Source organism: Pseudomonas sp. WS 5146, assembly GCF_012985495.1.
In the GTDB taxonomy this organism is placed as follows: Bacteria; Pseudomonadota; Gammaproteobacteria; order Pseudomonadales; family Pseudomonadaceae; genus Aquipseudomonas; species Aquipseudomonas edaphica.
Genome location: NZ_JAAQWL010000013.1, coordinates 96,332 through 110,123, shown reverse-complemented (window position 1 = coordinate 110,123; position 13,792 = coordinate 96,332). Strand labels below are relative to the sequence as shown.

Below are 13,792 nucleotides of genomic sequence, written 5' to 3'. Positions count from 1 at the left end.
TGGAACGTGGGAACGATCTCACTTCAAGGAACACTTGCGCCATGCTGGTACTCGCGCGGCGTACAGCCAAACTCTCGCCGAAACACTGTATGCAGGTACTGCGCCGATTTGAAGCCGCAACCCTGGGCAATGTCGGCGATCGCCAGGGCGTGGTTTTCCAGGCCCTTGGCCGCCGCCGCAAGTTTGAAGCGCAGAATCTCGTCATGCACGCTGCACCCACGCACCTTGCGAAAGTGCGACTCCAGGGATGAACGCGACACCCCCACATACGCCGCCACCTGCGCGGTCTTGATGCCCTGGCAGGCGTATTGGCGAATAAACAGCAACGCCTGCATCACATACGGGTTGCCCAACGGTTGATGCAGGCTGGAGGCCTGCACATTGATTGCATCCGGCGGCACCAAAATCTGCGTGCCCGCGCAGGGTTTGCCGTGCAGCATCTGGTGCAGCAACGCGGCGGCCGTGCGGCCCATGGTTTCGGTACCCTGGATGACCGAGCTGAGCGGCACGCGCGTAAGCGTGCGGGTCAGCGGGTCGTTGTCGATGCCGATCAACGCGACCTGTTCCGGCACGGCGATGCCGGCAGTGAGGCAGGCTTGCAGCAATTGCCGGGCGCGGGCGTCGGTGACGGCGATGATGCCGATGGGCTTGGGCAAGGCTTGCAGCCAGGCGATCTGCTGCTCCACCGCGCTGTCCCACAGCGGCGCACTGGTGCCCAGCCCACGGTAAACCTCAACCTGCAAACCATCGCGTTGCATCAGGCGGCGAAAGGCTTTCTCGCGCTCCTGCGCCCAGCGGTTGGCCTGGGCTTCGGGCAGGCTGAAGCAGGCAAAGCGGGTCAGCCCCGCCTCAATCAAATGTTCGTACGCCAACTTGATCAGTGCATGGTTATCGGTGGCCACATAGGGAATGCCCTTGGGGTAGGCGCGTGCATCCTGATAGGAGCCGCCCACTGCCACCACCGGCAAATGAATATCGGCCAGCGCCTCACCGATCAGCGGGTCATCGAAGTCGGCAATGATGCCGTCGCCCTGCCAGCGCTCGATGCCTCTTAAACGGCACAAAAAGTCTTCCTCCAGGAACAAGTCCCAGGACACACGCGTGCTGCTCAGGTAATTGCCGATGCCGGTAATGATGCCGCGATCGTAGATTTTGCTGCCGTTGAACAACAGGGCAATGCGGTGCACGGGCGGTAGGGTTTTCATTGTTTTTATCCTGGGGCCGGTCGCTACAGACTAGCCCTGGCTGGTCAAAATCGCACTACGTCTTGGTGATTTTCATAATCGGCAGTCCCGATGCCGTTGCTAGTATCGGGGCACCGCCAAGAACAATAAGGAAAACGCCATGCCGTACTTCCCAGGTGTCGAGAAGGTTCGCTTCGAAGGCCCCAGCAGCGACGCCCCTCTCGCCTTTCGCCATTACGATGCCAACAAACTGATCCTCGGCAAGCCCATGCGTGAACACCTGCGCATGGCCGCCTGCTACTGGCACACCTTCGTGTGGCCGGGGGCGGACATGTTCGGCATGGGCACCTTCAAGCGCCCGTGGCAGCGCAGCGGCGAGCCGATGGACGTGGCCATCGGCAAGGCTGAAGCGGCGTTCGAGTTTTTCTCCAAACTGGGCATTGATTACTACAGCTTTCACGACACCGATGTGGCGCCCGAGGGCAGCTCACTCAAGGAATACCGCAACCACTTCGCCCAGATGGTCGACCACCTTGAGCGTCATCAGGAACAGACCGGCATCCAGTTGCTGTGGGGCACCGCCAACTGCTTCAGCCACCCGCGTTTTGCCGCCGGCGCCGCCAGCAACCCGGACCCCGAGGTATTCGCCTACGCGGCCGCTCAAGTGTTCAGCGCGATGAACGCCACCCAGCGCCTCAAGGGTGCCAACTACGTGCTGTGGGGCGGTCGCGAAGGCTATGAAACCCTGCTCAACACCGACCTCAAGCGCGAGCGCGAACAACTCGGGCGTTTTATGCGCATGGTGGTCGAGCACAAGTACAAGATCGGCTTTAAGGGTGACCTGCTGATCGAACCCAAGCCCCAGGAGCCGACCAAGCACCAGTACGATTACGACAGCGCCACGGTGTTCGGCTTCCTGCATGAGTTCGGCCTGGAACACGAGATCAAAGTGAATATCGAGGCCAACCACGCCACCCTGGCCGGGCACAGTTTTCACCATGAAATTGCCACCGCCGTGTCCCTGGGGATTTTCGGCAGCATCGACGCCAACCGCGGCGACCCGCAGAACGGCTGGGACACCGACCAGTTCCCCAACAGTGTCGAGGAGATGACCCTGGCCACCTATGAAATCCTCAAGGCCGGGGGCTTCAAGAACGGCGGCTACAATTTTGATTCCAAGGTGCGCCGCCAGAGCCTGGATGAGGTTGACCTGTTCCACGGGCATGTCGCCGCCATGGATGTGCTGGCCCTGTCTCTGGAGCGTGCGGCGGCCATGGTGCAAAACGACCGATTGCAGCAGTTCAAGGACCAGCGTTATGCCGGCTGGCAGCAGCCCTTGGGCCAGGCGGTGCTGGCCGGTGAGTACAGCCTGGCATCGTTGGCCGAGCACGCGTTTGCCCATGAGCTGAACCCGCAGGCTGTGAGCGGCCGTCAGGAGATGCTCGAAGGCGTGGTCAACCGGTTTATCTACACCTGACCGCCTGCTCGCCACAGGTACGGTACATTCATCAAATCAGTGTCTTTCCAACAACAATAAAAGGACGCACCACCATGAAAGCATTCAAACGTACCCTGCTCGCCACTGCCCTGGCCCTGCTCGCCCTGCCGGTGATGGCCGACTCGGCCCACCCGAAAATCGGCTTTTCCATCGACGACCTGCGCCTGGAGCGCTGGTCCCGCGACCGCGATTACTTTGTCGCCGCGGCCGAAAAGCTCGACGCCAAGGTGTTTGTGCAGTCGGCCGATGCCAACGAGCAGAAGCAAATCTCGCAGATCGAAAACCTCATCTCTCGCGGCGTTGACGTGATCGTCATCGTGCCGTTCAACGCCACCGTGCTGACCAACGCCGTCGCCGAAGCCAAGAAGGCCGGGATCAAGGTGGTGTCCTATGACCGCCTGATTCTCAACGCCGATATTGACGCCTATATCTCCTTCGATAACGAAAAAGTCGGCGAGATGCAGGCCAACGGCGTGCTGCAAGCGGCGCCCAAGGGCAATTACTTTTTGCTCGGCGGCGCGCCCACCGACAACAACGCCAAAGTGCTGCGCGAAGGCCAGATGAAGGTGCTGCAACCGGCCATCGACAAGGGCGATATCAAGATTGTCGGCCAGCAATGGGTCAAGGAATGGAACCCCACCGAGGCCCTGAGCATCGTCGAAAACGCCCTGACCCGAAACGACAATAAGATCGATGCCATTGTGGCCTCCAACGACGCCACCGCCGGCGGCGCGATCCAGGCCCTGGCCGCGCAGAAACTGGCAGGCAAGGTGCCGATTTCCGGCCAGGACGCCGACCTCGCCGCCGTCAAGCGCGTGATCGACGGCACCCAGACCATGACCGTGTACAAGCCTCTCAAGCTGATCGCCACCGAAGCCGCGAAGCTCTCGGTACAGCTTGCGCGTAATGAAAAACCTACCTACAGCTCGCAATACGATAATGGCAGCAAAAAAGTCGACACCATCCTGCTCACGCCGACCCCGCTGACCAAGGCCAATATCGACCTGCTGGAGAAGGATGGTTTCTATACCAAAGAGCAGATTGCCGGGCAGTGACCGCCATGGCCGACTACTTGCTGCAAATGAACGGCATCGTCAAAACGTTTGGCGGTGTCAACGCTCTGAACGGCATCGATATCAAGGTACGGCCGGGGGAATGCGTCGGCCTGTGCGGTGAAAACGGTGCCGGCAAATCCACCTTGATGAAGGTGCTGTCGGCGGTCTACCCGTATGGCACCTGGGAAGGGGAAATACTCTGGGACGGGCAGCCGCTTAAAGCCCATTCCATCAGCGAAACCGAGGCCGCCGGCATCGTTATCATTCACCAGGAACTGACCCTGGTGCCGGACTTGTCGGTGGCCGAAAACATCTTCATGGGCCACGAATTGACCCTGCCCGGCGGGCGCATGAACTACCCGGCCATGCTGCAGCGCGCCGAAGCGCTGATGCGCGAACTCAAGGTGCCGGACATGAATGTGGCGCTGCCGGTGTCGCAATACGGCGGCGGTTACCAGCAACTGGTGGAAATCGCCAAGGCGCTGAACAAACAGGCGCGCCTGTTGATCCTCGACGAGCCCTCCTCGGCCCTGACCCGTTCGGAAATCGAAGTGCTGCTCGACATTATCCGAGGTCTCAAGGCCAAGGGCGTGGCCTGCGTGTACATCTCTCACAAGCTCGATGAAGTGGCGGCCGTGTGCGACACCATCGCAGTGATTCGCGATGGCAAGCACATCGCGACCACGGCCATGGCCGACATGGATATCGCGCAGATCATCACGCAGATGGTCGGCCGCGAGATGAGCAACCTTTACCCCACCGAGCCCCATGCAGTCGGTGAGGTGATTTTCGAGGCGCGCAACGTCACCTGCTATGACGTCGACAACCCCAAGCGCAAACGCGTGGACGATGTTTCTTTCGTGCTCAAGCGCGGGGAAATTCTCGGCATTGCCGGGCTGGTCGGTGCCGGGCGCACGGAACTGGTGTCGGCCTTGTTCGGCGCCTACCCCGGCCGCTACAGCGCCGAAGTATGGCTGGACGGCCAACTGATCGACACGCGCACGCCGCTCAAATCGATCCGCGCCGGGCTGTGCATGGTGCCCGAAGACCGCAAGCGCCAAGGCATCATTCCCGACTTCGGCGTGGGCCAGAACATCACCCTGGCGGTGCTCGACCGCTACGCGCATATGACCCGCATCGACGCCGAGGCCGAGCTTGGCAGCATCGACCAGCAAATCGCGCGCCTGCACCTCAAGACCGCCAGCCCGTTTTTGCCGGTCACCAGCCTGTCCGGTGGCAACCAGCAAAAGGCCGTGCTGGCGAAAATGCTCATGGCCAAGCCACGGGTGTTGATCCTCGACGAGCCCACACGCGGCGTGGATGTGGGCGCCAAGTATGAGATCTACAAACTGATGGGCGCGCTGGCCGCCGAGGGTGTATCGATCATCATGGTCTCCTCGGAACTGGCCGAAGTGCTGGGGGTTTCCAACCGCGTGCTGGTGATTGGCGACGGCCAGTTGCGTGGAGACTTCATCAACCAGGGGCTCACCCAGGAACAGGTGCTCGCCGCTGCGCTCAGCCAACACAATAAGAATGGGAAAACCGCGTAGATGAACCAGGTCAAACACCTTTTTACCCGCTACAAAATGCTCGCCCTGGTGATCGCAGTGGCGATCATCTGGGTGTTTTTCAGTTGGCAGACCGAAGGCGGCTTTCTCACGCCGCGCAACCTGTCCAACCTGCTGCGGCAGATGTCGATCACCGGGATCCTGGCGTGCGGCATGGTGCTGGTGATCATCAGCGGCGAGATCGATTTGTCGGTGGGTTCACTGTTGGGGTTATTGGGCGGGCTGGCGGCGATTCTGGACGTGGTCTACCACATTCCGCTACTGGCCAACCTGAGCCTGGTGGCGCTGTGCGGTTTGATGATCGGCCTGGCCAACGGCTACATGACCGCCTACCTGCGCATCCCCTCGTTCATTGTCGGCCTGGGCGGCATGTTGGCGTTTCGCGGGATTTTGCTCGGCATTACCGGCGGTACCACCATTGCGCCGGTGTCGCCGTCGCTGGTGTATGTGGGCCAGGGGTATTTGCCGCATGCCGTCGGTGTGGGGCTGGGCGTGTTGCTGTTTGCCTTGACCCTGTTCCTGACCTGGAAGCAACGGCGCAACCGCGCACTGCATGGCCTGGCGGCGCATTCGTTGGTGCGTGACCTGTTGCGCGTGGCTGTGATCGGCGCAGTGCTGGCCGGCTTCGTCACCACCCTCAACAGTTACGACGGCATCCCCGTGCCGGTGCTGCTGTTGCTGGTGCTGCTCGGCGTGTTCAGCTACGTCACCAGCCAGACCGTGTTCGGCCGTCGCGTTTACGCGGTGGGCAGCAATATGGAAGCCACACGCCTGTCGGGCATCAACGTGCAGGCGGTAAAACTGTGGATCTTCGGCATCATGGGCGTGATGTGCGCCCTCGCCGGCCTCGTCAACACCGCGCGCCTGGCTGCGGGTTCGCCGTCGGCGGGCAATATGGGCGAACTGGATGCGATTGCCGCGTGTTTTATCGGCGGCACCTCCATGCGCGGCGGCTCGGGCACGGTGTATGGCGCGTTGCTCGGCGCGCTGGTGATTACCAGCCTGGATAACGGCATGTCGATGCTGGACGTGGACAGCTACTGGCAGATGATTGTGAAGGGCAGCATTCTGGTGCTGGCGGTGTGGGTGGATGTGAGTACGCGGACGGGGCGGCGCTGACAGGGTCGCGCCAATGTGGGAGCTGGCTTGCCAGCTCCCACCATTGACCTGCAGTGTATTTAAGTTATTTCGACACCGGCATCGCAAACTCCGCGCCCTGCTCAATGCTCTCCGACCAGCGCTGCATGATCGACTTCTGCTTGGTGTAAAAACGCACACCTTCCGTGCCGTAGGCATGCATGTCGCCAAACAGACTCTTCTTCCAGCCACCAAAGCCGTGCCAGGCCATCGGCACCGGAATCGGCACGTTGATTCCGACCATGCCCACTTCGATGCGCCGGGCGAATTCGCGGGCGATGTTGCCGTCGCGGGTGAAGCAGCTGACGCCGTTGCCGAACTCGTGGTCGTTGACCAGCTTGATCGCCTCGGCAAAGTCATTCACGCGCACGCAGGCCAGCACCGGGCCGAAGATTTCTTCGCGGTAGATGCTCATGTCTTGGGTCACGTGGTCGAACAAGGTCGCACCGAGCCAGAAGCCGTTTTCCAAGCCTGCCTCGGTTGGCACGTAATCACGCCCGTCGAGCAGCAATTGCGCGCCGGCTTGCACGCCTTGTTCGATGTAGCCACTGATACGCTCCAGCGCAGCACGCGACACGATCGGGCCCATTTCAGCCTTCAAATCGCGGCCGTCGGTGATGCGCAATTGCTTGGCACGCTCGGTCAAGCAAGCGATGACTTTGTCACCCACATCGCCTACCAACACGGCGACGGAAATCGCCATGCAGCGCTCGCCGGCACTGCCGTAGGCGGCGCCCATCAGCGCATCCACGGTTTTTTCGATGTCGGCGTCGGGCATCACCACCATGTGGTTTTTCGCGCCGCCCAGGCCTTGTACGCGCTTGCCGTTGCGCGCGCCGGTTTCGTAGATGTATTGCGCAATCGGCGTGGAGCCGACAAAGCTCATGGCCTTGACGTCCGGGTGTTCGAGCAGTGCATCCACCGATTCCTTGTCGCCCTGCACCACGTTGAACACGCCTTTGGGCAGGCCGGCTTCACGCAGCAGCTCGGCCATGAACAGCGAGGCGCTCGGGTCGGTCGGGCTTGGCTTGAGGATAAAGGTGTTGCCCGCCGCAATGGCGATCGGGTACATCCACATCGGTACCATCACCGGGAAGTTGAACGGCGTGACGCCGGCAACCACGCCCAGCGGCTGGCGCATCGTCCAGTTGTCCATACCACGGGAAACCTGGTCGGAATGCTCGCCCTTGAGCAGGTTGGGAATGCCGCAGGCGAATTCCAGAATATCGATGCCACGGTCAACTTCACCCTGGGCATCGGTAAAGACTTTGCCGTGCTCGGCGACGATGATGCGCGCCAGGTCGTCCTTGCGTTCACGCAGCAGGTGCAGGTACTCGAACAAAACGCGAGCGCGGCGGATTGGCGGCGTGTCGGCCCAACTGGCAAACGCGGCCTGGGCAGCGGCGACGGCTTCACCGACGGTCTGGCGGCTGGCCAGCGCCACGCGGCCGGTGATTTCGCCGGTGGCTGGGTTGTAGACGTCCTGATAGCGATCATCGCGGCTCACGCGTTGGTCGTTGATGTAGTGCTCGATCGTACTGGTCATGGCAGGTGATCCCAGGTGGGTAGCGTTGAGGCACACGATAGGCTTTCAGTTTGTTCCAAACCAGAGCAGAATCCTGAACTTATTGTCCTTGTGAGCGAACAATAGAACCATGGAAAAATCCGAGATCGAAGGGCTGTGGACCCATATTCACTGGTTGTCGGTGCTCGAAGAGCAAGGCACCTACACCGCTGCCGCAGCGCGTCTGGGGGTGAGCAAGTCGGCGGTCAGCCAGCGCATCTCGGACCTGGAAAAGGCCACCGGCACCCGCCTGGTCACCCGCACCACGCGCAGTGTGCGGCTTACCGATGCGGGGCTGTCGTTGACCCGCGAAGTGCGCAGCGCCTACGAACATATCGCCCGCAGTTTCTCGTCGGTGCGCGACTCGGCCGGAGAGATTCGCGGGCTGGTGCGCCTCACCGCGCCGGTGGCGTTTGCCCGGCAGCAGTTGGTGCCGCATCTGTCGGAATTCCTGCAGCAATACCCGCAAGTGCGTATTCAACTGGACGTGTCGGATGCCCTGAGTTCACTGACAGCCGAAGGTTACGACCTGGCGGTGCGCCACGGTTTCCAGGTGCCAGAAACCCACGTGGCCTGGAAGTTGTGCGACACCGGCTCGGTGCTGGTCGCCACCCAGGACTACCTGCAGCGCCACGGCGACCCCCGCGAGCCCAACGACCTCAGCGCCCACAACTGCCTCTACTACCCACGCGGCGCCGACCAGCCGGCCTGGACATTCGAGCGCGGCGGCAAAAAAGTCGAACGCGTCACCGTGCCCATCGCCGGCAGTTTTTCCACCAACAACAGCGAAGCCCTGCGCGACTCGGCGCTCAACCACCTGGGCATCGCCCTGCTCCCGGACTTCAGCGCCCAGGCGGCGCTGGCCAGCGGCACGTTGGTGCAAGTGCTCAAGGGCTGGACGCTCAAGGGCGCGTTTGCCGATGAGATTTACTTGATCCGCCCGTATTCGCCCCATGTGCCGAAGTCGGTGAGTGCGTTGGTGGGGTACCTGAAGGAGAAACTGTCGGGTGGGTTTCGGTTTGTGGGATGAGGCAGCGCCAGCGAGGTGCGCCCTTAGAGGCAATGGTTTGAACGCGGTCAAGAAAATGTGGGAGCTGGCTTGCCTGCGATAGCGGTGTATCAGACAGAAAATTAGGTGCAGATATACCGCTATCGCAGGCAAGCCAGCTCCCACATTAGATCTGTGGCTGCTGCTCCAGGTGGCTGATCAGTCGGTGGCCTTTCGACATGGTTTGTAAAGGGCCAGCAAGGCGCGTCCCTTTTAATTGCAGGACGTTTCCTAGACAATCCCTGCCGCCTTGTGCCTGTTGGAATCGATGGCTAGTCTGCGATCCGTCACTGCTCATCAGTGATCGGGTTTAGTCGCCCGGTTTCAGAACAGGCGCATCGTCCTCCGAAGTTTATGGTGGCTGTGCGCAGGGCGCCTTCGGGCGCGCCGGGTTCCTGTTCTGACCGGTCGACTAACCTGCGTACAGCCGCCACCCTCGTTTAGTCGCGAAGCGTGTCGGCTCCTTGACCAGACAGGTACTAAACGATGAAGAAAATTGTTCCCGACCCACCCCGCAATTGCGCCAAAGACCGCGCCGCCTTCAACCGCGCCCTCGACCATTACCTGCCCACCCCCGGCGTTCACAGCGTGATCGAAGACCTGAGCTTTGAAGACGCGTTGCTCTACACCGCCAGCCTGCTCGACAGCGCTTCGGCCACCACACTCAATTGCAGTGAAATGCTCGCCAGCCCCGAACGGGCGAAGATTCTGGCGGTGTGGCATTTGCTGGAGCTGGCCCGCACCACGGTGGATCGCTCTATCGAGTGCCTGAAACCCACCAAGGCAATGGCTTAAACGCGGTAAAAAAATGTGGGAGCTGGCTTGCCTGCGATGGCGGTATATCTGTACCTGATTTTCTAACTTATACACCGCTATCGCGGGCAAGCCAGCTCCCACAATTGACCATCGTCGCACCCACTAAACGGAATAGTTCTCGACAACTACGCGCGCATAAACTTGTTATAGCCAGCCGCAATAATTAACCAAACAAACCCCACCGTTATGTAATCCACTTGTTACTTTCAAAGCCCCTCACCAACAGCTTCTTGACGCAGACAAAAAAGCCATACAACTAATTGTAAATATTGAATAATCATCGCCACTCCTGCTCCACTCAAGCGCCCTTTTTAAACTCCCGCCCGCACAAACTTGCAAATCAACCACAACCGGCTAAGTTCATGAATACCGTGAAAGCCATCAGCCATTACGCACAAAACCTGCCAGCCAGGTGAGGGGTTTTATTGCTCTAAAAACGGCGCAAGCACAGACACGGAACTTAAGTCTCAATACTCAAAAGGGATGCTTTGATGAAGCGCAGCCGGTGGTATCGTGCATGCTCGAAAAAGGCGCCAGCCGAACACTTTTGGCTGTCATTGGTGTGCTTTTCTGCGCTGGTGATTGCCAGCTTTCTGTTGTTTGAACAACAGATCCAAGACTTCCTGATTCACCTCAACCTGTACCAACCGTCCTCGCCTGCCCAGGCGTTCAACCTGGCACTGCTGCTGGTCGCCCTGCTCGCGCTGGACGTGGTGTTGCCGGTGCCGTCGAGCATGGTGGCGTTGCTGGCGGTGGCCATGCTCGGCAGCATTGGCGGTTACCTGGTGATTTTTATCGGTCTGTGCCTGGGTGCAGGCTTGGGGTATGCGTTGGGCGCCGGTTATTTTCGTTTGCTGTCCGGCCGCCTTGGCTTGCATCAGCGCTCGCCCGGGCAGTTGGCGTACCGCTTGGGCACGCTGTCGTTGATTTGCCTGCGCGGTGTACCGGTGCTGGCGGAAACCTCGGTGGTGGCCGCCGGGATGCAGCGCTACCCGCTGCGGGCCTTTTTGCTGATCACCACGTTGGCCAATGCCGGCCTGGCGCTGGCCTACACGGCCATCGGCACCTTCCTGATCGAGCAGAATTCATTGCTGGTCACGGTGCTGGCCAGCATGGTGTTGCCGCTGGCGTTTGTGGCGATTTACAGCCTGCTCAAACGCAAGCCAAGTGGGGATCAGCCTCTGCGTGGGCGGTTCACGGTCGCTTATGACTACCCGGTGATCTTCACCGACCACCTGTTCGACCCGCACAACCCATGCTTGCACCAACAACTCACCGCAGCGCACAGCGGCCAGGTGACAGTGATGGTGTTCGCCGACGAGCAACTGCTGCACAGCGCGCCCGCGTTGCGCGACCAGATCGACGCCTACTTCGCGGCCCATGCCGATCTGCAGTTGCTCGCCGCGCCCATCGCGGTGCCGGCCGGTGAACTGAGCAAGACCTCAGAGGTGTTGCAGCAGCTGTACAGCGACATGCTGCAACACGGCCTGGACCGGCATTGCTACGTGCTCGCCCTGGGCGGTGGCGCGGTGCTGGATTCGGTGGGTTACGCCTGCGCGACCTTCCACCGGGGCATCCGGCTGATCCGCATCCCCAGCACAGTGCTGGCCCAGAACGATGCCGGTATCGGCGTCAAAAACGGCATCAATGCCTTTGGCCAGAAGAATCTGCTCGGCGCGTTCTACCCCGCCACCGCCGTGATCAACGACTTCCAGTTGCTCACCAGCCTCACCCGCCGCGACCAGATCGCCGGGCTGGCCGAAGCGGTGAAAGTTGCGCTGATCAAGGACGCCGCGTTCTTCGAGTGGATGGAAGCCAATGCCAGCGCCCTCGCCCACTTCGACCACGCGGCCAGCCGCTACGCGATTCGCCGTTGCGCCGAGCTGCACCTGGGGCATATCACCGGCGCCGGTGACCCGTTCGAGCGCGGTAACGGCCGCCCGCTGGATTATGGGCATTGGGCCGCGCACAAACTGGAAAACCTTAGCCACCACCGGCTGCGCCATGGCGAAGCAGTAGCCGTGGGCATGGCGCTGGATGGGCTTTACGCGAACGCACTGGGCCTGTTGAGCGATTCCGAAACTGAGCGGGTGATGAGCCTGCTGCACACGTTGGGCTTCAACCTGTGCCCGCCGGAACTGAGTGTGACCGACGCACAGGGCCGCTCACCGCTGTTGCTCGGCCTGGAGGAATTTCGCCAGCACTTGGGCGGGCAACTGTCGATCCCCATGCTCACCTGCATCGGCCAATCGGTGGACCTGCATGCAATCGACAGCGCAAAAATGCAAACGGCGCTGCAACGGCTGGCGGCCCACAGCAGCCCGGCACTGGCGGCCACCGAGGGCTACGCGCGATGAGCCCGATGAAAACCTGGATGACCCTCGGCCGCGTGTCCAACCTGCCGACGGTGTGGACCAACACCCTGGCCGCCGCCCTGCTCGCCAGCAGTGCCGGGGCCTTGGCGCCGCCCTCCTCGCTGGTGTGGGTGCTGCTGTTGACCACCTTGTCGCTGCTGTACCTGGCCGGCATGTTCTTGAATGACCTGCTGGATGCCGACTGGGACGAACAACACCACAACCCGCGCCCCATTACCCTGGGACTTGCCAGCCGTCAACAAGTCGGCCTGGCCACAACCTTGCTGCTGGTACTCGCGGCAGCGGCGGTGCTGGGCCTGAGCCGCTTGATCGACACGCCGCATTGGTTGCTCGGCGGCGTGGTGCTGCTGGTGGGCTGCATCTTCGGCTACAACCTGCTGCACAAAAAATATGCGCACAGCGTGTGGCTGATGGGCGCCTGCCGCTCGGCGCTGTACCTCACCGCCGCCGCCAGCCTGGCGGTGCCGCCGGAGCCGATCTGGCTCTGCGCGATTCTGCTTGGCGTGTACATCAGCGGCCTGACCTACCTGGCCCGCCAGGAGCACCGCAACCAACTGATCAGCCGCCTGCCGCTGCTGTTGATGCTCAGCCCGCTGGCCCTGGCGCTCTACTCCAACAACCTGTGGTTCTGGCCGGTATTGCTGCTGTGGCTGGGCTGGTTGGGCTGGCATTACTGGAAACACCTGGCCCACCCGCAACAGCGCCAGGTGCGCGCGTTTATCGGCGCAGGTTTGGCCGCGCTGCCGTTGTTCGATGCACTGGTGCTGGCGGTGGCCAATCAGCCATTGGGCAGCCTGGTGTGTGTGCTGGTGTTTTTCCTGCTTCCCCACTTTCAGCGTTGGATCAAGCCGACATGAACATGCGCCCGGATAACCTCGCCGACCTTCGCTTGAGCCTCATCCAACGGCTGGATGCCACGCAGCTGCATTGGTGGTTGCAGGCACATGCACAGCTTGAAGAACAACCGCATGCTTCCACGGCGGCGCTGCTGAGCGGCCAGTGCAAACGCCAGTTGCCTGCCGCCGTTGTCGCGCCAGCCCGGGCACTGGTGATAGCCAAGGCGCTGGAACACACGCCGGCAGACGATCAACTGCCGCTGCTGCGCCAACTGTTCCTGTGGGGCGATGACCAGGAAAAAATCGCCCTGCTCAGCGCCCTCGACTGGCTCGACCGCGACGGGATGTGCCTGGAACTGGCGTTGCAGGCCGGGCGCACCAGTAACCCCCAGGTATTTGCTGCCCTCGCCCTCGACACCGCTTACCCGTCACGTCATTACCCGGAACGCGCCTTTCACCAGTTGGTGCTCAAGGCGCTCGGCATGGGCCTCGACATCGGGCGCCTGGTCAATCTTGCTCACCACCACAGCGTGCCCCTCAACCAGCTCGCCCTCGACCTGCTCGACGAACAGCTCGCGGCCTCGCGCACCGTGTCCCCAGGCTTACCCAAAGCGATCGCCTTTGACCTGCTCAGCCCGGCGCAACTACAGCGCTTGCGCGGCCTGCGCCTGCCGCCCGAATGGCACGCCTACCTGAACTGATGCACATCGC

11 protein-coding genes are annotated in these 13,792 nt (G+C 61.4%); 9 read left to right on the top strand and 2 right to left on the bottom strand.

All coding sequences use genetic code 11. The features are described from left to right. Positions 1-23: 23 nt before the first annotated feature. Positions 24-1,205, bottom strand: coding sequence for a XylR family transcriptional regulator (locus tag HBO41_RS26440; RefSeq protein WP_017136529.1), 1,182 nt, complete (start codon positions 1,203-1,205; stop codon positions 24-26). Between the two features lie 139 nt (positions 1,206-1,344). Here HBO41_RS26440 and xylA point away from each other — a divergent pair, with 139 nt between their 5' ends. The 4 genes from xylA (at position 1,345) to HBO41_RS26420 (ending at position 6,424) form a co-directional block, all read left to right on the top strand. Then, positions 1,345-2,661, top strand: a complete 1,317-nt coding sequence (xylA, locus tag HBO41_RS26435; protein WP_169988321.1) for a xylose isomerase — start codon at positions 1,345-1,347, stop codon at positions 2,659-2,661. Positions 2,662-2,735: 74 nt separating this feature from the next. Continuing rightward, positions 2,736-3,737 carry a D-xylose ABC transporter substrate-binding protein gene (xylF, locus tag HBO41_RS26430; protein WP_017136530.1) on the top strand — a complete coding sequence of 334 codons (1,002 nt, stop codon included), beginning with the start codon at positions 2,736-2,738 and terminating at the stop codon, positions 3,735-3,737. A gap of 5 nt (positions 3,738-3,742) precedes the next feature. After that, positions 3,743-5,287, top strand: a complete 1,545-nt coding sequence (gene xylG, locus HBO41_RS26425) for a D-xylose ABC transporter ATP-binding protein (RefSeq protein ID WP_169988318.1) — start codon at positions 3,743-3,745, stop codon at positions 5,285-5,287. Beyond that, complete coding sequence (locus HBO41_RS26420) at positions 5,288-6,424, top strand: sugar ABC transporter permease (protein ID WP_017136532.1); 1,137 nt, start codon at positions 5,288-5,290, stop codon at positions 6,422-6,424. Between the two features lie 64 nt (positions 6,425-6,488). On the opposite strand, the gene HBO41_RS26415 is transcribed toward HBO41_RS26420, so the two are convergent. After that, positions 6,489-7,988, bottom strand: coding sequence for a CoA-acylating methylmalonate-semialdehyde dehydrogenase (locus tag HBO41_RS26415; RefSeq protein ID WP_169988316.1), 1,500 nt, complete (start codon positions 7,986-7,988; stop codon positions 6,489-6,491). A gap of 109 nt (positions 7,989-8,097) precedes the next feature. Between HBO41_RS26415 and HBO41_RS26410 the strand changes: the two genes are divergently transcribed. The 5 genes from HBO41_RS26410 (at position 8,098) to HBO41_RS26390 (ending at position 13,782) form a co-directional block, all read left to right on the top strand. Then, positions 8,098-9,036 (top strand): LysR family transcriptional regulator, encoded by a 939-nt coding sequence (locus HBO41_RS26410; protein WP_169988314.1) that lies wholly within the window; start codon positions 8,098-8,100, stop codon positions 9,034-9,036. A 504-nt stretch (positions 9,037-9,540) separates the two neighbouring features. Next, positions 9,541-9,849, top strand: a complete 309-nt coding sequence (locus HBO41_RS26405; RefSeq protein ID WP_099547916.1) for a DUF6124 family protein — start codon at positions 9,541-9,543, stop codon at positions 9,847-9,849. Between the two features lie 512 nt (positions 9,850-10,361). After that, positions 10,362-12,227 (top strand): 3-dehydroquinate synthase, encoded by a 1,866-nt coding sequence (locus HBO41_RS26400; protein ID WP_169988312.1) that lies wholly within the window; start codon positions 10,362-10,364, stop codon positions 12,225-12,227. Positions 12,228-12,232: 5 nt separating this feature from the next. After that, on the top strand, positions 12,233-13,102 hold the full coding sequence (locus HBO41_RS26395; RefSeq protein ID WP_169988391.1) for a UbiA family prenyltransferase: 870 nt from the start codon (positions 12,233-12,235) through the stop codon (positions 13,100-13,102). Continuing rightward, positions 13,099-13,782 (top strand): EboA domain-containing protein, encoded by a 684-nt coding sequence (locus HBO41_RS26390; protein ID WP_169988310.1) that lies wholly within the window; start codon positions 13,099-13,101, stop codon positions 13,780-13,782. Before HBO41_RS26395 ends, HBO41_RS26390 begins: the two co-directional genes overlap by 4 nt. Positions 13,783-13,792 lie beyond the last annotated feature (10 nt).

Bases quoted from the DNA above. Each gene is read 5' to 3' on its own strand.
- HBO41_RS26440 (WP_017136529.1), bottom strand. From the start codon at position 1,205: ATGAAAACCCTACCGCCCGTGCACCGCATTGCCCTGTTGTTCAACGGC.
- xylA (WP_169988321.1), top strand. From the start codon at position 1,345: ATGCCGTACTTCCCAGGTGTCGAGAAGGTTCGCTTCGAAGGCCCCAGC.
- xylF (WP_017136530.1), top strand. From the start codon at position 2,736: ATGAAAGCATTCAAACGTACCCTGCTCGCCACTGCCCTGGCCCTGCTC.
- xylG (WP_169988318.1), top strand. From the start codon at position 3,743: ATGGCCGACTACTTGCTGCAAATGAACGGCATCGTCAAAACGTTTGGC.
- HBO41_RS26420 (WP_017136532.1), top strand. From the start codon at position 5,288: ATGAACCAGGTCAAACACCTTTTTACCCGCTACAAAATGCTCGCCCTG.
- HBO41_RS26415 (WP_169988316.1), bottom strand. From the start codon at position 7,988: ATGACCAGTACGATCGAGCACTACATCAACGACCAACGCGTGAGCCGC.
- HBO41_RS26410 (WP_169988314.1), top strand. From the start codon at position 8,098: ATGGAAAAATCCGAGATCGAAGGGCTGTGGACCCATATTCACTGGTTG.
- HBO41_RS26405 (WP_099547916.1), top strand. From the start codon at position 9,541: ATGAAGAAAATTGTTCCCGACCCACCCCGCAATTGCGCCAAAGACCGC.
- HBO41_RS26400 (WP_169988312.1), top strand. From the start codon at position 10,362: ATGAAGCGCAGCCGGTGGTATCGTGCATGCTCGAAAAAGGCGCCAGCC.
- HBO41_RS26395 (WP_169988391.1), top strand. From the start codon at position 12,233: ATGAAAACCTGGATGACCCTCGGCCGCGTGTCCAACCTGCCGACGGTG.
- HBO41_RS26390 (WP_169988310.1), top strand. From the start codon at position 13,099: ATGAACATGCGCCCGGATAACCTCGCCGACCTTCGCTTGAGCCTCATC.